The 17,663-nt window shown below is 63.5% G+C and carries 17 protein-coding genes; 10 read left to right on the forward strand and 7 right to left on the reverse strand.

Going from position 1 to position 17,663, the window contains the following annotated elements; all coding sequences use genetic code 11:
- The first annotated feature begins 18 nt into the window (after positions 1-18).
- Genes mnmE through H7F16_RS11065 form a run of 5 tightly spaced genes read left to right on the forward strand, consistent with a single transcriptional unit; the run spans position 19 to position 5,494 of the window.
- On the forward strand, positions 19-1,293 hold the full coding sequence (gene mnmE, locus H7F16_RS11045; protein ID WP_185797664.1) for a tRNA uridine-5-carboxymethylaminomethyl(34) synthesis GTPase MnmE: 1,275 nt from the start codon (positions 19-21) through the stop codon (positions 1,291-1,293).
- Positions 1,259-3,169 carry a tRNA uridine-5-carboxymethylaminomethyl(34) synthesis enzyme MnmG gene (mnmG, locus tag H7F16_RS11050; RefSeq protein ID WP_185797665.1) on the forward strand — a complete coding sequence of 637 codons (1,911 nt, stop codon included), beginning with the start codon at positions 1,259-1,261 and terminating at the stop codon, positions 3,167-3,169. Before mnmE ends, mnmG begins: the two co-directional genes overlap by 35 nt.
- Positions 3,166-3,774 carry a 16S rRNA (guanine(527)-N(7))-methyltransferase RsmG gene (rsmG, locus tag H7F16_RS11055; protein WP_185797666.1) on the forward strand — a complete coding sequence of 203 codons (609 nt, stop codon included), beginning with the start codon at positions 3,166-3,168 and terminating at the stop codon, positions 3,772-3,774. The genes mnmG and rsmG overlap by 4 nt, the downstream gene beginning before the upstream one ends.
- Positions 3,767-4,585, forward strand: coding sequence for a ParA family protein (locus tag H7F16_RS11060; protein ID WP_185797667.1), 819 nt, complete (start codon positions 3,767-3,769; stop codon positions 4,583-4,585). The genes rsmG and H7F16_RS11060 overlap by 8 nt, the downstream gene beginning before the upstream one ends.
- The gene (locus H7F16_RS11065; RefSeq protein WP_185797668.1) at positions 4,586-5,494 is read left to right on the forward strand and encodes a ParB/RepB/Spo0J family partition protein; all 909 of its coding nucleotides are present in this window, start codon (positions 4,586-4,588) and stop codon (positions 5,492-5,494) included.
- Here H7F16_RS11065 and hemW read toward each other — a convergent pair.
- From hemW to rph, 4 genes are read right to left on the reverse strand one after another with little or no spacing between them, the layout of a single operon-like run.
- On the reverse strand, positions 5,491-6,645 hold the full coding sequence (gene hemW, locus H7F16_RS11070) for a radical SAM family heme chaperone HemW (protein ID WP_185797669.1): 1,155 nt from the start codon (positions 6,643-6,645) through the stop codon (positions 5,491-5,493). The two genes, H7F16_RS11065 and hemW, sit on opposite strands and share 4 nt — an antisense overlap.
- A 2-nt stretch (positions 6,646-6,647) precedes the next feature.
- On the reverse strand, positions 6,648-7,022 hold the full coding sequence (locus H7F16_RS11075) for a RidA family protein (protein WP_185797670.1): 375 nt from the start codon (positions 7,020-7,022) through the stop codon (positions 6,648-6,650).
- Complete coding sequence (rdgB, locus tag H7F16_RS11080) at positions 7,019-7,627, reverse strand: RdgB/HAM1 family non-canonical purine NTP pyrophosphatase (protein WP_185798119.1); 609 nt, start codon at positions 7,625-7,627, stop codon at positions 7,019-7,021. The genes H7F16_RS11075 and rdgB overlap by 4 nt, the downstream gene beginning before the upstream one ends.
- Positions 7,627-8,343, reverse strand: a complete 717-nt coding sequence (rph, locus tag H7F16_RS11085) for a ribonuclease PH (protein ID WP_185797671.1) — start codon at positions 8,341-8,343, stop codon at positions 7,627-7,629. The genes rdgB and rph overlap by 1 nt, the downstream gene beginning before the upstream one ends.
- A gap of 136 nt (positions 8,344-8,479) precedes the next feature.
- Here rph and hrcA point away from each other — a divergent pair, with 136 nt between their 5' ends.
- Both hrcA and H7F16_RS11095 read left to right on the forward strand, forming a co-directional pair.
- Positions 8,480-9,544, forward strand: a complete 1,065-nt coding sequence (gene hrcA, locus H7F16_RS11090; protein WP_185797672.1) for a heat-inducible transcriptional repressor HrcA — start codon at positions 8,480-8,482, stop codon at positions 9,542-9,544.
- 14 nt (positions 9,545-9,558) lie between these two features.
- Positions 9,559-10,095, forward strand: coding sequence for a nucleotide exchange factor GrpE (locus H7F16_RS11095; protein WP_185797673.1), 537 nt, complete (start codon positions 9,559-9,561; stop codon positions 10,093-10,095).
- An 82-nt stretch (positions 10,096-10,177) separates the two neighbouring features.
- Here the strand turns inward: H7F16_RS11095 and mutS are convergent, their stop codons facing one another.
- Complete coding sequence (gene mutS / locus H7F16_RS11100) at positions 10,178-12,820, reverse strand: DNA mismatch repair protein MutS (RefSeq protein WP_338401998.1); 2,643 nt, start codon at positions 12,818-12,820, stop codon at positions 10,178-10,180.
- A gap of 110 nt (positions 12,821-12,930) precedes the next feature.
- Here mutS and H7F16_RS11105 point away from each other — a divergent pair, with 110 nt between their 5' ends.
- Both H7F16_RS11105 and H7F16_RS11110 read left to right on the forward strand, forming a co-directional pair.
- Positions 12,931-13,833 carry a D-amino acid aminotransferase gene (locus H7F16_RS11105; RefSeq protein ID WP_185797674.1) on the forward strand — a complete coding sequence of 301 codons (903 nt, stop codon included), beginning with the start codon at positions 12,931-12,933 and terminating at the stop codon, positions 13,831-13,833.
- Entirely contained in the window at positions 13,830-14,546 is a 717-nt protein-coding gene (locus H7F16_RS11110; RefSeq protein WP_479682942.1) for a sulfotransferase-like domain-containing protein, read from the forward strand. Before H7F16_RS11105 ends, H7F16_RS11110 begins: the two co-directional genes overlap by 4 nt.
- Positions 14,547-14,593: 47 nt before the next feature.
- On the opposite strand, the gene H7F16_RS11115 is transcribed toward H7F16_RS11110, so the two are convergent.
- Positions 14,594-15,823, reverse strand: coding sequence for an argininosuccinate synthase (locus H7F16_RS11115; protein WP_185797675.1), 1,230 nt, complete (start codon positions 15,821-15,823; stop codon positions 14,594-14,596).
- 126 nt (positions 15,824-15,949) lie between these two features.
- Between H7F16_RS11115 and H7F16_RS11120 the strand changes: the two genes are divergently transcribed.
- On the forward strand, positions 15,950-16,690 hold the full coding sequence (locus tag H7F16_RS11120; protein WP_185797676.1) for a threonine dehydratase: 741 nt from the start codon (positions 15,950-15,952) through the stop codon (positions 16,688-16,690).
- 55 nt (positions 16,691-16,745) lie between these two features.
- On the opposite strand, the gene H7F16_RS11125 is transcribed toward H7F16_RS11120, so the two are convergent.
- On the reverse strand, positions 16,746-17,630 hold the full coding sequence (locus H7F16_RS11125; RefSeq protein ID WP_185797677.1) for a hypothetical protein: 885 nt from the start codon (positions 17,628-17,630) through the stop codon (positions 16,746-16,748).
- Positions 17,631-17,663: the final 33 nt, after the last annotated feature.

Genomic DNA, 17,663 nt, shown 5'->3' on the forward strand with positions numbered 1-17,663 from the left:
TTTCAAAGGGTTAATCAGGTGGATACGATCTACGCCCTCGCCAGCGCACGCGGCAAGGCCGGAGTTGCGGTATTGCGCATCTCGGGGCCTGAGGCGCATAGGGTGGTGGAGATCCTGTGTGGATCGGTGCCGCCGCCGCGTCGCGCGGCGTTGCGGCAGCTTGTCTGGGACGGGCGGGTTCTGGATGAGGCGCTGGTTCTGGTGTTCGATGCGGGGGCCAGTTTTACCGGCGAGGCCGTCGCAGAGTTGCAGGTGCATGGGTCGGTTGCGGTTGTTCAGGCCGTGATGCGGGCGTTGGGTGCGCAAGCGGGTTTGCGTTTGGCCGAGGCCGGAGAGTTTACGCGGCGGGCTTTGGAGAATGGCTGTCTGGACCTTGCGCAAGTTGAGGGTCTGGCGGACCTGATCGATTCCGAGACAGAGGCGCAGCGGCGGCAAGCCCTGCGCGTGTTGTCGGGTGCAATCGGGCAGCGGGCCGAGCTGTGGCGGGCCAAGCTGGTACGGGCCGCGGCCTTGATCGAGGCGACCATCGACTTTGCGGATGAGGATGTTCCGGTTGATGTGACGCCGGAAGTCCTTGGTTTGATTGCCGAAGTCGAGGCGGATTTGCGCCTCGAGCGGGCCGGATCGGCAGCGGCCGAGCGGATCAGGGACGGGTTCGAAGTGGCTATCGTCGGCCCGCCCAATGCCGGAAAATCGACGTTGCTGAACAGCCTTGCGGGGCGGGAGGCGGCGATCACCTCGGAAATCGCGGGGACGACGCGGGACGTTATCGAGGTGCGGATGGAGATCGCCGGTCTGGCCGTGACGCTGCTGGATACGGCCGGATTGCGCGAAACCGAAGACAAGGTCGAGCGGATCGGGATCGAACGGGCGATAGCGCGTGCGCAGGCGGCGGATTTGCGCGTGTTCCTTATGGGGGATGGCGAGGTTGTCGGGCTGTCTCCGGCGGGGGATGATATTGTCGTTCAGGGCAAGTCGGATCTGGGTGGTGCGGGGGTTTCCGGAAAGACGGGGCAGGGGATAGCCGAGTTGATTGCGTTGATCGGCGCGCGATTGTCATCGGTGACGCAGGGTGCCGGCGTGATTACGCGCGAGCGGCACAGGTTGGCGGTAGAGCGGTCGATCGGGGCTATGGAATCGGCGCTGCATGAGATAGAAAATGGTCCGCAGCGGGCCGAGTTCGCGGCCGAGGCGTTGCGCCGTGCCGTGCGGGGGCTGGAATCCCTGGTCGGGCGCGTGGATGTCGAGAATTTGCTGGATGAAATCTTCTCCAGCTTCTGTATCGGGAAGTAGGGTGTTTCACGTGAAACAGTTTGACGTCATCGTCATCGGCGGCGGACATGCCGGATCGGAAGCGGCTGCGGCATCGGCGCGCAAGGGTGCGGCGACGGCGCTGATTACGTTGCGTGCGGATGCGATCGGCGTGATGTCGTGCAATCCGGCAATCGGTGGTCTGGGCAAGGGCCATCTTGTGCGCGAAATCGATGCGCTGGATGGCGTTATGGGTTTGGCGGCAGACCGCGCGGGCATCCAGTACCGGTTGCTGAACCGGCGTAAGGGGCCGGCCGTGCAAGGCCCGCGCACGCAAGCAGACAGGAAGTTGTACCGGCTGGCGATGCAGAGCCTTTTGGCAGCGCAGCCGAATCTGACCGTGGTTGAAGGCGAGGTCGTCGATCTGGTGCAGGACGGCCCGCGCGTGGTCGGGGTTGTGTTGAAAGATGGATCGAAAATCGCCGCGCGTTCGGTCGTTTTGACGGCTGGCACCTTCCTTAACGGTTTGATCCATATCGGAAACGTCAAGCGGCCCGGCGGCCGGATGGGGGATGCGCCATCGCTTCCCTTGGCGGAGCGTCTGGCGGCGCTGGAACTGGGGCGGGGGCGATTGAAGACCGGCACGCCGCCGCGTCTGGACGGCAAGACGATTGACTGGAGCAGGCTTGAAACGCAGGACGCCGATGACGAGCCTGTGGTTTTTTCCTTTCTGAACAAAGGCCCGCAGGTGCGGCAGATCGCCTGCGGCATCACGCACACCAATGAGCGCACCCATGATATCGTGCGCGCGAACCTTGGTCTGTCGGCCATGTATGGTGGACATATCGAGGGCGTCGGCCCGCGGTATTGCCCGTCGATCGAGGACAAGATTGTCCGGTTTGCCGACAAAACGAGTCATCAGGTCTTTCTCGAGCCGGAAGGCCTCGACGACGACACCGTCTATCCGAATGGAATTTCGACTTCGCTGCCTGCGGAAGTGCAGGAGGAATACGTCCGGTCCATTGCGGGGCTTGAGAATGTCAGGATTTTGCAGCCCGGCTATGCGATTGAATACGACTATTTCGACCCCCGGGGATTGACTGCGGGGCTTGAGGTCAAGGCGGCACCGGGCCTGTTCTTTGCCGGGCAGATCAACGGAACCACGGGCTACGAAGAGGCCGCCGCGCAGGGGTTGATTGCGGGTTTGAACGCGGCCGCCAATGCGCTGCAACAAGATGTGGTTAGGTTCAGCCGAAGCGATAGCTATATGGGCGTTATGGTTGATGATCTGATCACGCGGGGTGTCACCGAGCCCTACCGCATGTTCACCTCGCGCGCCGAGTTCCGACTGGCGCTGCGGGCGGATAATGCCGACCAGCGATTGACAGCAAAGGGTGCAGAGATCGGGTGTGTCGGGCCGGAACGGCTGCGCGTTTTCTCTGAAAAGATGGATCGGCTGGCAGTGGCGCGCGACATATTGGAGTCGGCGCGGTTTTCTTCGCGCGATCTGTTGGAGAGCGGCCTGCGGATCAGCAATGACGGTGCGCGGCGCAGCGGGTTCGAGTTGCTTGCGTTTGGCGAGGGCGCCCAAGACGCAGTCGAAGCCCTTTTGCCAGAGTTTTCGGCGCTCGATCCGGAAACCAAGACACAGATCGCCACCGATGCGCTATACGCGCAATATCTCCACCGCCAGCAGGGCGATGCAGATCTTTTGCGCCGCGAGGAAGAGGCGATCATTCCGCGCGACTTTGACTATGATGCGATGTCGGGCCTTTCGAATGAGCTTACCGCCAAACTGAAGCGCATCTTGCCGGAGAACCTCGCGCAGGCTGGACGGATCGAAGGGATGACCCCCGCGGCGCTGACGTTGATCCTTGCCCATTTGCGGAAGGCCAAGCGTGCGCGGATCTCCGCATGACAGAGTTGCTTGCCGGTCTCGATGTTTCACGTGAAACAATCGAGAAACTGAAATCGCTCGAGTCGCTGCTCGCCAAATGGAATCCCGCGATCAATCTGGTTGCGCGCAGCACGGTCGATGCGGCGTGGAGCCGACATATTCTTGATTCTGCGCAGCTTTTCCAGATCGCCCCCTTCCGCGTCTGGGCTGATCTTGGCAGTGGCGGGGGCTTTCCCGGGCTTGTCATTGCCGTTCTGGCAGAGGGGCGCGGGTCTGACGCCAGGGTGGTTCTTGTCGAGGCCGACCAGCGCAAGGCAACCTTTCTGCGTGAGGCTGCGCGTGGTTTGGGGGTGAGGGTTCAGGTTGAAGCGCAGCGGATCGAGTCCGTCGACCCGCTGGCCGCCGATATCCTGTCAGCCCGCGCCCTTGCGCCACTTTCGGCCCTGTGCGGTTTTGCCGCCCGCCACCTTGCGCCGGCTGGGACGGCGATTTTCCCGAAAGGGCAGAACTGGGAGGCCGAAGTTGCCGAAGCGCGCAAAAGCTGGAAGTTTGACCTTGATGTCCGGCCGAGTCTGGTTGAAGCCGGTTCCGTTGTTCTTGTGATGAAGGCCATTGTTCATGTCTGATCCGACCCGCCCGCGCCAACCCCGCATCATTGCGATCGCCAACCAGAAGGGGGGGGTCGGCAAGACAACGACGGCCATCAACCTGGCGGCCGGATTGGCGGAATTGGGCGCCAGGATCCTGCTGGTCGACCTCGACCCGCAAGGAAACGCCTCGACCGGATTGGGAATCGAGGCCGAGAACCGCAAGCTCACGACCTATGATCTGCTGATCGACGATGCCGCGCTGTCTGATGTGATCCAGGAAACCGATGTGCCCGGCTTGCTGATCTGCCCCGCGAATGCCGACCTATCCTCGGCGGATATGGAGCTTTTCTCGAACGAAAAGCGCAGCTTCCTGTTGCATGACGCCCTGCGCCAACCGGCGATGGATGCCTTTGCGCTGGATTTCATCCTGATCGATTGCCCGCCCTCGCTCAGCCTTTTGACGGTGAACGCAATGGTGGCTTGCCATTCGGTTCTGGTGCCGTTGCAGTCCGAATTCTTCGCCCTCGAAGGTCTGTCCCAGCTCATGCTGACGGTCCGCGAGGTTCGTCAGACCGCGAACCCGTCTTTGCGTATCGAAGGTGTTGTGTTGACCATGTACGACGGCCGCAACAGGTTGAGCCAGCAGGTCGAAACTGACGCGCGGCAGAACCTCGGGGATCTGGTCTTCCAGACGATCATTCCGCGCAACGTGCGCGTCTCCGAGGCGCCGTCCTTCTCGCTTCCCGTCCTCAGCTACGATTCCGCCTCCAAGGGAAGCGAGGCCTATCGCGCCCTTGCCGCCGAGTTGCTGGCGCGTCATCCCATCGCCCATACGGAGACCGTTTGAATGGAAAAGAAAAACGAACGCCGTGGTCTGGGGCGCGGGTTGTCTGCGTTGATGGCGGATGTCAGCGTCGAGGTCGATCCGCAAACCCCCGACCGCGCGCGGCGTCCCGATCTACTGGTTCCGGTGGAGCGGCTGGTTCCCAACCCCAACCAGCCGCGGCGCGATTTCCAGCCAGAGGCCCTGCAGGAATTGGCCGATTCGATCCGGCTGAAAGGCGTCATTCAGCCCCTGATCGTCCGGCTGATCGCCGAGGACCGCTACGAGATCGTCGCGGGTGAACGGCGCTGGCGGGCTGCGCAACTGGCGCAGGTCCATGAACTGCCCGTGATTTTGCGCGACTTCAGCGATTCCGAGGTGATCGAGGTCGCGATCATCGAAAACATCCAGCGCGCTGACCTGAACGCGGTGGAAGAGGCTTTGGCCTACAAGCAGTTGATGGAACGCTTTGGTCATACACAAGAGAAGGTAGCAGAGGCGCTTTCGAAAAGCCGCAGCCATATCGCCAACCTGCTGCGCCTGCTGACCTTGCCCGAGGACGTTCAGGCCTATGTACGTCAGGGAAAGCTGTCTGCGGGCCATGCGCGGGCGCTGATTACCTCGCCTCGCGCGTCGGAACTGGCGCGGCAGGTGATCGAGCGGAACCTTTCCGTCCGCGAGACCGAGGCGCTGGCCAAGCACCCCGAGCAAAAGGGGGCCGGCAAATCGTCGGGGCCGCGACCCAAGGGCGAGAAAGACGCGGATACGCGCGCGTTGGAGGGGGATCTTTCCGCCAGTCTGGGTATGCGCGTGGTGATCGACCACAGTGCGGGCGGCGAGGGGGGCAGCCTGACGGTGCATTACCGCACGCTGGACGATCTCGACATGCTTTGCGCGGCGCTGTCGGTCGCGCGGCGGGATCTGGCGATCTAGGCGCGCAATTCGCGCAGCACGCCGTTCAGAACGGTTCGGCCCTCGGGCGTGGCGATCAGTTGGTCATTTTCGACCTGAACAAGGCCCAGATCGGCCAATCCGGCGATGCGGTCACCTTCGAGCGGCGCGCCGTTCAGGCGTTCGAAGCGGCCGAGGTTCATGCCCTCGGCAAGCCGCAGCGACATCAGCAGATATTCGGTGGCCTGATCGGGCAGGTCCACGGTCTCGCGTGCGAGTTCTCCGGCCTGACCCGCTTCGACACGGTTTAACCACTCTTTGGGCGCGCGGGGCGCTTCGGTTGCCCAGCGGGTGCCGTTCAACGTCAACCGCCCATGCGCGCCGGGGCCTATGCCGATATAGTCGCCCATGCGCCAGTAAATCAGGTTGTGCCGGCTTTCCGATCCGCGCGCGGCGTGGTTCGAAACCTCATAGGCCGGCATGCCGTGAGCTGCGCAAACCTCTTGCGTCAGGGCATACATATCGGCCTGAACATCATCGTCAGGCAGCCCCTTCAGCCCGCCGCGGGCAAAGCGGTCGCCGAATGCGGTGCCGTCTTCGATGGTGAGTTGATACATCGACAGGTGGTCCACGGCCATCGACAGCGCTTCGGTCAGCTCTTTGCGCCAATCGGCAAGGGTCTGGTCTTGGCGTGCATAGATCAGGTCAAAGCTGACACGATCAAAGCATTTTCTAGCGATATCAAATGCTTGCCTTGCCTCGGCCAACGAATGCAGCCGCCCGAGGCGGCGCAGGTCCGCGTCGTTCAGCGCCTGAACGCCCATCGAGACCCGCGTCACCCCGGCCTCGCGGTAGCCCTGAAAGCGGCCCGCCTCGACCGATCCGGGATTCGCCTCGAGCGTGATTTCGGGGTCATTCACCATCGGCCATGTCGCGCGAACGGCGTCGAGGATGGCGTGGACCACATCGGGTTGCATCAGCGAAGGGGTGCCACCGCCGAAGAACACGGTTTGCAACACGCGGCCACGGGTTTCAGCACCCACTCTTGCGATCTCGCGCAGATAGGCATCGCGCCAGCGGGTCTGGTCGATGCTGGCGGCGACATGGCTGTTGAAATCGCAATAGGGGCATTTCGACTGGCAAAACGGCCAGTGCAGATAAAGCCCGAAGCCGCCTGCCTGCCAGTCTTCCATCGTCAGCCCCTGAAGGCCGTGACTTCGATTTCGATCTTCATTTCCGGTTTGATCAATCCGGCGATCACCATCGTTGCGGCAGGGCGGATGTCGCCCAGGGCCGCGCCCAAGGCGGGGATCAGCGCGTCTACCAGCGCCACATCGGTGACCGTGTACTGGACGCGGACGATATCCTCCATCGTAAAGCCCGCCTGCGCCAGAACCGAGGCGATGGTTGCAAAGCAGTTGCGCGCCTGGTCGGCGACATCGTCAGGAATGGTCATCGTGGCGTAATCATAGCCCGTGACGCCCGACACAAAGCACCACCCGCCTTTGACGATCGCGCGGCTGTAGCCCATCGTCGCCTCAAAGGGCGATCCGGTCGAGATGCGTTTCATGTGAAGCAGCCTTTCACCAGTTTGCGGAATGCGTCGGCGCGGTGACTGATCTCGTTCTTCTTCCAGCGGTCCATCTCGCCGAAGGTGATGTCGAAACCGTCGGGTTGGAAGATCGGGTCATACCCGTGCCCCTGATCGCCGCGCATCGGCCAGACAACCTGACCGGGCATTACGCCCTCGAACACTTCGTCATGCCCGTCGGGCCAAGCCAGAACGAGGGTGCAGCGGAATTGCGCCCTGCGGGGGTAGGGGGCGTCTGCCGCTTCCAGCGCTTGCCATGTGCGTGTCATGGCAAGGATGAAATCGCGCCCCTGCGGTGTTTCGGCCCAATCGGCGGTATAGACCCCCGGCGCGCCGTTCAGGCCATCGACCGAAATGCCGGAATCGTCGGCCAATGCGGGCAGGTTCGCGGCCTTGGCTGCGAAGTGGGCCTTGATGCGCGCGTTGCCGACAAAGGTGGATTCGGTCTCGGCCGGTTCGGGCAGGCCAAGGTCGCCCGCCGAGACGACATTCACCGAAAACGGCTCTAACAAGGCTGAAATCTCTTCCAGTTTGCCCTTGTTATGCGTGGCGACCACAAGCCGGTTTTCGGTGAATTTCCGCATCACTTGCCCAGCGCCGCCTTTTGCGCCGCGACAAGCGCCGCGCAGCCTGCTTCGGCCAGATCGAGCAATTTGCCCATTTCGTCGCGCGAGAAGGTCGCGCCTTCGGCAGACATCTGCACTTCGATCAACCGGCCACGGCCCGTCATGATAAAGTTGCCGTCGGTGCCTGCGGTCGAATCCTCGGCGTAGTCGAGATCGCAGACCGCCTGACCCGCATAGATGCCGCAGGAAATGGCGGCCACGTGGTCGATGATCGGGTCGCTGACGATGGCGCCGGATTTGAGCAGTTTGGCCACGGCCAGTTGCAGCGCGACCCAGCCGCCCGTGATCGAGGCGCAGCGGGTGCCGCCATCGGCCTGGATCACATCGCAGTCGATGACGATCTGGCGTTCGCCAAGGGCCGAGCGGTCAACGCCCGCGCGCAGGGCGCGGCCGATGAGGCGCTGGATTTCCTGCGTGCGGCCCGACTGTTTGCCAGCCGCCGCCTCGCGACGGGTGCGCGAATTGGTGGCGCGGGGCAGCATGCCGTATTCGGCGGTGACCCAGCCGAGGCCCGTGTTCTTCAGAAAGGGCGGGGCCTTGTCCTCGATCGTGGCCGAGCAAAGCACATGGGTTTCGCCCATCTTGATCAGGCACGAACCCTCGGCGTGCTTCATCACATTCGGTTCGATGGAAACCGACCGCAATTCGTTCAATTTTCTGCCGGAAGGGCGCATCATTTGATCCTTGTATCACTTGGGGCCAGATAGGCCGTCAGACCCGTGCTATGCAAGTGTGATCAATGCGGCGATCCCGCCGATTGACGGGCCGCAGCCCCGCGATAAACTTCATCGCTGCTATTGGAAACGAACGATGACAGACGGTTCGAAAATCCTGTCCGACATGAACGACCGCTCGCGCGAGGTGTTCCGCCGCGTGGTCGAAGGTTATCTTGAATCGGGTGATCCGGTGGGGTCGCGGACCCTGACGCGCAGCATGACCGAAAAGCTGTCAGCGGCGACGATCCGCAACGTGATGCAGGATCTGGAGTTTCTGGGGCTTCTCGACAGCCCGCATGTTTCGGCCGGGCGGATACCGACCCAGCTTGGCCTGCGGATGTTCGTGGACAGCCTGCTTGAAGTGGGCAGCGTGGCCGAAGCCGACCGCGAGCGGATCGATGCCACCACGGGATCGAACGATCAGGATGTGGCTTCGTTGCTTGACCATGTCGGCGCGGCGCTGTCGGGCATCACCCGTGGGGCGAGCCTTGTGCTGGCGCCCAAGGTCGAGGCGCCGATCCGGCATATCGAATTCGTCTCGCTGTCGCAGGAGCGGGCCCTTGTGGTGCTGGTGCTTGCCAACGGTCAGGTCGAGAACCGCATCTTCACCCCGCCGCCGGGCCAGACGCCAAGCTCGATGCGCGAGGCCGCAAATTTCCTGAATGCGCTGGCCGAAGGGAAAACCCTGACCGACCTGCGCCGCACCATCGGGGCCGAAATCGCCAAGCGTCGGCAAGAGATTGATTCGCTGGCCGGAGATCTGGTGCAATCGGGCCTTGCTGTGTGGGAAAACCCCGGGGAAACCTCGGAGCGGCTGATCGTGCGGGGGCGCGCCAACCTGATCGAAGGCGGCGATGCGCAGGATGTAGAGCGCATCCGCAGCCTGTTCGACGATCTGGAGAGGAAGCGCGACATCGCCGAATTCCTCGAATTGGCGGAATCGGGCGAGGGGGTGCGCATTTTTATCGGGTCCGAGAACAAACTCTTCTCACTTTCGGGTTCAAGTCTGGTCGTTTCTCCCTATATGAACGCGGATCGGAAAATCATCGGCGCGGTGGGCGTGATCGGTCCGACCCGGCTGAACTATGGCCGGATCGTTCCCATCGTGGATTACACCGCGCAACTCGTCGGGCGGTTGGTGTCTGAACGGGGCAAGTGAGAAGGCTGTAGGAAATGGCAGACGACAAGACGGTATCGGAAGACTTCGCAATCGAAGAGGGCCTGAACGAATTCGCGGAAGCGGACGAGATCGAGGCGCTGCGGGCCGAGCGCGATGACATGCGCGACCGTTTCATGCGTGCGCTCGCCGATGCGGAAAATGCCCGCAAACGTGGCGAACGTGACCGGCGCGAGGCCGAGCAATATGGCGGATCGAAGCTCGCCCGCGATCTGCTGCCGGTTTACGACAACCTGAACCGTGCGTTGCAGGCCGCGACCGACGAGCAAAAGGCCGCAGCCGCCGCGCTGTTCGAGGGTGTGCAACTGACGCTGCGCGAATTGACGAATGTGATGACCAAGCACGGCATGAAGCCGATTTCGCCCGTGGTGGGCGATATGTTCGACCCGCAGAACCACGAGGCGATGTTCGAGGCGCCCTTGCCGGGGACGAAGGTCGGGCAGATCATTCAGGTCATGACCCAGGGTTTCATGCTGCATGATCGCCTGCTGCGTCCGGCGCAGGTCGGCGTGTCGTCGAACACGGCCGGTTGACCCGAGCGGGGCGGGGGGCTTTCCGCCCCCCACGGCGCGTTCCGCGCCTCCCCCCGAGGATATTTGGGGCAAGAGGAAGCGGTCAGTCCTTGGCCGCTTCTTTCAATTCGTAGATCAGCCGCAGCGCCTCTTTCGGCGTCAGTTCGTCGGGGTGGATGTCTTTGAGCATCGCGTTGACCGCCGAGGTTTTTGCCACAGGCTTCGGGGGCGGGGCCGCTGGGGCGATGCTGAACAGCGGCAGGTCGTCGATCAGCGCCTTGGGCCTTGCGCCGCCCTGGCGTTCGCCGCTTTCAAGGGCTTCCAGCACCACCTTGGCGCGGTCGATCACGCTTTGCGGCAATCCGGCAAGCCGGGCGACCTGCACGCCGTAGCTGCGGTCGGCCGCGCCTTTCTTGACCTCGTGCAGGAAGATGACGTCGCCTTCCCATTCCTTGACCGTGACGGTGGCGTTTTCGACGCCGTCGAGTTTGGCCGAAAGGGCCGTCATCTCGTGGTAATGGGTGGCGAAGAGCGCGCGGCAGCGGTTTGCGCCGTGCAGGTGTTCCAGCGTGGCCCATGCGATGGAAAGGCCGTCATAGGTGGCGGTGCCGCGACCGATTTCGTCGAGGATCACAAGGGCGCGGTCATCGGCCTGATTGAGGATGGCGGCGGTTTCCACCATTTCGACCATGAAGGTCGAGCGGCCGCGCGCAAGGTCATCTGCCGCGCCGACGCGGCTGAAGAGCTGGCTGACAAGGCCGATATGCGCCGAGGCGGCGGGAACATAGCTGCCCGCCTGGGCCAGCAGTGCGATCAGGGCGTTCTGGCGGAGGAAGGTCGATTTACCCGCCATGTTCGGGCCGGTGAGCAGCCAGATGGCGGGGGTGTCGCCGGTCGTCAGGGCGCAGTCATTGGCGACGAACGGCCCCGCGCCCTGTTTGCGGAGCGCGCGTTCCACGACCGGATGGCGGCCTGCGGTGATTTCAAAGGCGCGGCTGTCGTCTACGGTCGGTTCCGACCAGTTCTCTTCCGCCGCAAGGTCGGCCCATGCGGCGGTGAGGTCGACTTCGGCCAGCGCGCGGGCAGCGGCGCCGATGGGTCCGGCGCAGTCGAGGATGGCTTGCCGCAGGGTTTCGAAGTGGCGCTTCTCGATTTCCAGCGCGTGGTTGCCCGCGTTCAGGATGCGGGTTTCCATTTCGGACAGTTCCACGGTGGTAAAGCGCACCTGTCCCGCGGTTGTCTGGCGGTGGATGAACCGTTCGGAAAGCGGCGGGGAGAGCATCTTTTCGGCGTGGGTCGAGGTGGTCTCGATGAAATAGCCCAGCACGTTGTTGTGCTTGATCTTGAGGCTGGAAATGCCGGTTTCGGTGATGAAATCGGCCTGCATTGCGGCGATGACGCCGCGCCCCTCGTCGCGGAGGCGGCGGGCCTCGTCGAGTTCGGCATCGTATCCGGGGGCGATGAAGCCGCCATCGCGGGCAAGCAGCGGGGGTTCGGCGACGAGCGCCTGATCCAGCAGGTCGGCGAGCGGGTCGTGGCCGACAAGCGCCTTGGCCGCCGCCGCCAACAGGGCGGGGGCGTTGGTCAGGCGTCCGGCAATGCTGCCCGATTGTGTCAGGCCGGCGCGGATGGCTGTCAGGTCACGGGGGCCGCCACGGTCGAGCGCGAGGCGCGAGAGGGCGCGGTCCATATCCGGCACGCGGCGCAGGGCATCGCGCAGGTCTGCGCGGAGGCGCGGTTCGTCCAGCAGGTGGCGCACGGCTTCGAGCCGTGTGTGGATGGTGGGAAGGTCGCGCGAGGGGGCCGAGATGCGGCGTTCAAGCAGGCGGGCGCCGGGGGCGGTGACGGTGCGGTCTATGGCCGAGAGAAGCGAGCCGTCGCGGCCACCCGAAAGCGCTGCGGTGAGTTCGAGGTTGCGGCGGGTTGCGGCGTCGATCTGGACGGTGCTGCCGCTGGATTCCCTGAGCGGCGGGCGAAGAAGCGGAAGTTTGCCGCGCTGGGTAAGATCGAGGTAGTCGACCAATGCGCCCATCGCGGACAGTTCGGCGCGATCGAACAGGCCGAAGGCGTCGAGCGAGCCGACATTGAACAGGGCGCAGAGGCGTTTTTCGGCCGAGGTGGAATCGAAAGACCCGCGCGAAAGCGGGGTCAAGGCGGCGCCCGATTCAGTCACTAACATGGCCAAATCGGCCTCGCGCGCTTCGCTTACCAGCACTTCGCGGGGGGACAGGCGGGCGAGTTCCGGTGACAGGCGCGCGGGTGTGCAGGCCATGACGCGCAGCTCGCCCGTCGAGATATCGGCCCATGCGAGGGCGCTTTCGTCGCGCACCTCGGCCCATGCGCAGAGGAAGTTGTGGCGGCGGGCTTCCAGAAGGGCATCTTCGGTCAGCGTGCCGGGGGTGACGAGGCGGACGACATCGCGTTTCACGACCGCCTTGTAGCCGCGCTTCTTTGCTTCGGCCGGGTCTTCGAGCTGTTCGGCGATGGCGACGCGGAAGCCTTTGCGGATCAGTTGCAGAAGGTAGCCTTCCGAGGCGTGGACCGGCACGCCGCACATGGCGATGGGTTCGCCAAGATGCGTGCCGCGCTTGGTCAGCGCGATGTCGAGTGCTTCGGCCGCCGCCACGGCATCGTCAAAGAACATCTCGTAGAAATCGCCCATGCGATAGAACAGAAGCGCGCCGGGGTTCTGCGCCTTGATCTCGAGATATTGCGCCATCATCGGCGTGACGGTGTCTTCGGTCACTCTGTCCCCCATGTTCTGGGCCGAACCCTACAAAAGCGGGGGGGGCGCGGAAAGGGCCATTGCGCGGGGCGGTTGCTTCGTTAGGTTTGCGGCAAAAGACAGGGGCCGTCATGACAGACCACGTTTCCACCCATGCCGCCGAGGAAGACGCGCGGAACGAGCAAATCCTGATCTATGTGAACGGCCGCATCCTGCCCAAGGCGCAGGCGGTGGTATCGGTTTACGATTCCGGCTTCATGCTGGGGGACGGGGTTTGGGAGGGGATACGGCTTTACGAGGGCAAGTGGGCCTTTATCGACGAGCATATGGACCGCCTGTTCGAGGCGGCGAAGGCGATTGATCTGGATATCGGGATGACCAAGGATCAGGTCGTTTCGGCAGTGTTAGAGACGCAAAAGGCCAATGGCATGGTCACGGATGCCCATGCCCGGCTGATGGTGACGCGGGGCGTCAAGACGCGGCCGTTCCAGAACCCGCGCTTGTCGCAGCAGGGGCCGACGGTCGCGATCATCATGGAGCATTCCAAGCCGAAAATCCCGCGTCCGATCACGCTGGCCACCGTGCCGCATCTGCGCGGCCTGCCGATGACGCAGGACCCGAAGCTGAACAGCCATTCCAAGCTGAACTGCATTCTGGCCTGCATCGCTGCGCAGAAGGCGGGGGCGGACGAGGCGCTGATGCTGGATGTGCATGGCTTTGTGAACACGACGAATGCCTGCAATTTCTTCATCGTGCGCAAGGGGCAGGTTTGGACCAGCACGGGCGATTACTGCATGAACGGGATCACGCGGGGCAAGGTGATCGATGTTTGCCGCGAGAACGGTATTCCGGTGTTCGAGCGGAATTTCAGTCTGGTCGATACCTATGGCGCGGACGAGGCGTTCCTGACGGGGACGTTCGGGGCGCAGACGCCTGTGGGCGTGATCGACGGGCGGGTGATCGGGACGGGGCAGATGGGGCCGATGACGGAACGGCTGCGGGCGCTGTACAAGGCGAAGGTTGCCGCATCGTGAGAATCGCGATGTGGAGCGGGCCACGGAACCTGTCCACGGCGCTGATGTATGCCTTTGCCGCGCGGGGCGATTGCGCGGTGTGGGACGAGCCTTTCTATGCGGCCTATCTGAAGGCCACGGGCATTGACCATCCGATGAAGGACGAGGTGATCGCGGCGGGCGAGGCGGATGCCGCGCGGGTGGCGGAAGCCTGTCTGGGGCCGCTGCCGGACGGGCGGGCGATCTGGTACCAGAAGCATATGACCATGCATATGGTGCCGGCCTTTGACCGTGGTTTCATGCGGGGGCTGACCAATGTGTTTCTGATCCGCCATCCGGCGCGCGTGGTGGCGAGCTATTCCAAGAAACGCGAGGCGGCGACCTTGGCGGATATCGGCTTTGTCCAGCAGGCCGAGTTGTTCGAGCAGGTCGCGGGGTTCACGGGGGAAACCCCGCTGGTGGTCGACAGCGCCGATATCCGCGCCGATCCACGCGGAACGCTGGGGCGGCTGTGCGCGCGCCTTGGCATCCCTTTTGTCGAGTCGATGTTGCGCTGGGAGGCGGGGCCGAAACCCTTTGACGGGGTCTGGGCGCCGCATTGGTACAACGCGGTTCATGCCTCGACGGGGATAGATGAACCCGAGGGGGATTTGCCGTCACTCGCAGCGGGCTATGCGCCGATCGTCGAGCAGGCTTTGCCCTATTACCAAAGGCTGGCGGCGCATCGGCTGTAAATGGGTCGAAAGAAAAGGGCCGCGTCGGTGGCGCGGCCCTTTTGCCTTTATTTCTTGGCGACCCGCGCGTTGCGCGTGGCGATCAGTTTCAGGCGAAGGGCGTTCAGCTTGATGAAGCCTGCCGCGTCCTTCTGGTCGTAGGCGCCCGCGTCCTCTTCAAAGGTCACGTGCTTTTCGGAATAGAGCGAATGGTCCGACCAGCGCGCCACGGTGCGGGCGCTGCCCTTGTAGAGTTTGACGCGGACGGTGCCGGTCACATGCTCTTGGCTCTTGTCGATCAGGGCTTGCAGCATTTCGCGTTCGGGCGAGAACCAGAAGCCGTTGTAGATCAGTTCCGCATAGCGCGGCATGATCGAATCTTTCAGGTGGCCTGCGCCGGCGTCGAGGGTGATCTGTTCGATGCCGCGATGGGCTTCGAGCAGGATCGTGCCGCCGGGGGTTTCGTAAAGGCCACGCGATTTCATGCCGACGAAACGGTTTTCCACAAGGTCGAGAAGGCCGACGCCGTGCTTGCCGCCAAGTTCGTTGAGGCGGGTCAGGATGGTGGCTGGCGAGAGGGCCTCACCGTTGATCGCCGTGGCGTCGCCGCGTTCGAAGGTGATTTCCACGTATTCGGGCGTATCGGGCGCTTTTTCGACCGGCGTCACGCGCTGGTAGACGAATTCGGGTGCCTCTTCGGCGGGGTTTTCAAGAACCTTGCCTTCGGACGAGGTGTGCAAAAGGTTCGCGTCGACCGAGAAGGGGGCATCGCCGCGCTTGTCCTTGGCGATCGGGATCTGGTTCGCCTCGGCAAACTCCAAAAGCTTGGTGCGGCTGGTCAGATCCCATTCGCGCCACGGGGCGATGACCTTGATCGACGGGTCGAGCGCATAGGCGGACAGCTCGAACCGGACCTGATCGTTGCCCTTGCCGGTCGCGCCGTGGGCCACGGCATCGGCGCCGGTTTCATGCGCGATGCGGACAAGGTGCTGCGAGATCAGCGGGCGGGCGATCGAGGTGCCGAGGAGGTAAAGCCCCTCATAAAGCGCGTTGGCGCGGAACATCGGGAAAACGAAGTCGCGGACGAATTCTTCGCGCACGTCGACGATGTGGATGTTTTCGGGCTTGATGCCCAGAAGAATGGCCTTCTGGCGGGCGGGTTCAAGCTCTTCGCCCTGGCCGAGATCGGCGGTGAAGGTGACGACCTCGCAGCCGTATTCGGTTTGCAGCCATTTCAGGATGATCGAGGTATCGAGGCCGCCCGAATAGGCAAGCACGACTTTTTTGGGCTTTTGCATCGGACGCTCCATCGCGGTTTCGCCTGCGATTAAAGGGAAATGCAGGGAGGCGCAAGGATGGCTGCTTGACAGGGGGAATCCGTGCTTGGCACGGTGTCACAGGTTCGTGAATTGATGGGGCGGAAGATGAAGGCTTGGCAGATTTTTACCCACTCGCTGCGGCAGGTGTTCGGCAATATGGGCGCTGCGGTGCGGGTGTCGCTGGTGCCGTTCGTCGGGCTGATCGTGGCTTTCCTTGTGCTGGGTGGCGGCATGATGTTTTCCATGATGGGCCGGATGGAGCAGGGCATGGAGGGCGGCATGGGCGGCGGCGGCATCGTGCTGATGCTGGTGCTGATCGTGGTCTATATCGGTGTGTTCACCATGATCGCGGTGAACTGGCACCGCTTTGTTCTGCTGAATGAACCCGTAGGCTGGATGCCGCAGGTGCGGATGGACCGGATTCTGGCCTATTTCGGAACGGCCTTGCTGGTTGGCCTGATCATGGCGGTCCTGTTTCTGATGGTCGGGCTGCTGGTTTCGTTGACGGGGATGGTCGGCATCATCGTCGGCATACCGGTGTTCGTGCTGCTGGTGTCGCAGAGCTTCCGCTTCACCACCGCTTTGCCGGGGGCGGCGCTGGGGCAGGGCGGCGGCATTTCGGGCGCGATGGCCGCGACCTCGGGGCAATGGCTGACGCTGCTGGGGCTGACGGTGATCTATCTGGCGGCAAGCATCGTGGTCGGGCTGGTCGCAGGGCTGCTTTCGATGATTCCGCTGCTGGGTATCCTGATCTACATCGCGTTCCAATGGGCGGCGATGATGGTCGGGCTTTCCATCCTGACCACGCTTTATGGCCATTACGTCGAAGGGCGCGCGCTGGCCTGACATGCAAAAGGGGCGGCCCGAAGGCCGCCCCTGTCGCTTGCGGGTTCGGGTCCGTTCAGCCTGCGGTGGCTGCCGCGATGGCGGCAAGCTCTTCGTCGGTGAAGCGGGCGCGCAGGCCGTCGAGCAGGGCCTGCTCTTCGGGGCTGATCGTTGCCGGATCGGCGTCGGGGTTCTTGTTCCAGTCAGCCAGAACGGCGGCTTCGGCCTCGGTCACTGCGGCGGCGGCTTCGGCAGCGGCGGCTTCGGCGGCAGCAAGTTCCTCGGCCGTCGGGCGCGTTTCGGTCGGCGCGGCGGTGGTCAGGTAGGTGTCGATGGCCTCGACCGCGACAAAGGCGCTGCCGTCGGGCGCTGTCGGAGCGGCGGTCGACTGGTCGGTGGCAAGCCAGGCGTCATAGTCGCTTTTGACCTGCGCGTATTGCTCGGCCGAAGTGTAGGACGTGCCGGCAAGCGCGTTGGTTTCCGCGGTTTCATAGGCAACCCATGCCGCTTCGGCTGCGGCCAGAGCCTCGGCCTCGGCCTCGGCTGCGGCGACGCCGGCGTCTGCGACCAAGAGACCGGCAAGCAGGCCGACGGGGCCGTTGGTGTTGCCGTTGCGGATATGGGCAAGCACGGCGTTCACGTTCGCATGGAGCGCGCCGTTCATGTTGCCGAGGCCGCTTGCGCCCTTGCCCTTGCCGTTCGATGCGACGGTGGTTTCGGTCGCTGCGGCAGCCTTGGCCGAGGAGGAATGCGCGGCGCTGTTTCCGCCACCGTTCCCGCCGGCATTGCCCGCGTTTCCGCCAGCATTGCCGCCGCCGTTACCCCCACCGTTGCCATTGCCGTTTCCGCCCTTGGCGGCAAATGCGGCATCGACTCCGGTCAGGTGAAACGCGGGTGCGAGAGGGGTCAGCATGAAGGTCGAGAGGCTGAGAACGACGATAAGCTTCTTGGGGTGGATCATGGTGTGGTCCTCGCTTAGGTTGCCTGCATGTTG

Source organism: Paragemmobacter straminiformis (assembly GCF_014243445.1).
In the GTDB taxonomy this organism is placed as follows: Bacteria; Pseudomonadota; Alphaproteobacteria; order Rhodobacterales; family Rhodobacteraceae; genus Paragemmobacter; species Paragemmobacter straminiformis.

Coding starts and splice junctions, on each gene's coding strand:
- mnmG (WP_185797665.1), top strand. CDS start 1,259: ATGAAATCTTCTCCAGCTTCTGTATCGGGAAGTAGGGTGTTTCACGTG.
- rph (WP_185797671.1), bottom strand. CDS start 8,343: ATGCGCCCTTCCGGCAGAAAATTGAACGAATTGCGGTCGGTTTCCATC.
- H7F16_RS11115 (WP_185797675.1), bottom strand. CDS start 15,823: ATGCAAAAGCCCAAAAAAGTCGTGCTTGCCTATTCGGGCGGCCTCGAT.
- hemW (WP_185797669.1), bottom strand. CDS start 6,645: ATGGAAGACTGGCAGGCAGGCGGCTTCGGGCTTTATCTGCACTGGCCG.
- H7F16_RS11075 (WP_185797670.1), bottom strand. CDS start 7,022: ATGAAACGCATCTCGACCGGATCGCCCTTTGAGGCGACGATGGGCTAC.
- H7F16_RS11060 (WP_185797667.1), top strand. CDS start 3,767: ATGTCTGATCCGACCCGCCCGCGCCAACCCCGCATCATTGCGATCGCC.
- rdgB (WP_185798119.1), bottom strand. CDS start 7,627: ATGCGGAAATTCACCGAAAACCGGCTTGTGGTCGCCACGCATAACAAG.
- hrcA (WP_185797672.1), top strand. CDS start 8,480: ATGACAGACGGTTCGAAAATCCTGTCCGACATGAACGACCGCTCGCGC.
- H7F16_RS11105 (WP_185797674.1), top strand. CDS start 12,931: ATGACAGACCACGTTTCCACCCATGCCGCCGAGGAAGACGCGCGGAAC.
- H7F16_RS11065 (WP_185797668.1), top strand. CDS start 4,586: ATGGAAAAGAAAAACGAACGCCGTGGTCTGGGGCGCGGGTTGTCTGCG.
- H7F16_RS11120 (WP_185797676.1), top strand. CDS start 15,950: ATGAAGGCTTGGCAGATTTTTACCCACTCGCTGCGGCAGGTGTTCGGC.
- H7F16_RS11095 (WP_185797673.1), top strand. CDS start 9,559: ATGGCAGACGACAAGACGGTATCGGAAGACTTCGCAATCGAAGAGGGC.
- rsmG (WP_185797666.1), top strand. CDS start 3,166: ATGACAGAGTTGCTTGCCGGTCTCGATGTTTCACGTGAAACAATCGAG.
- H7F16_RS11125 (WP_185797677.1), bottom strand. CDS start 17,630: ATGATCCACCCCAAGAAGCTTATCGTCGTTCTCAGCCTCTCGACCTTC.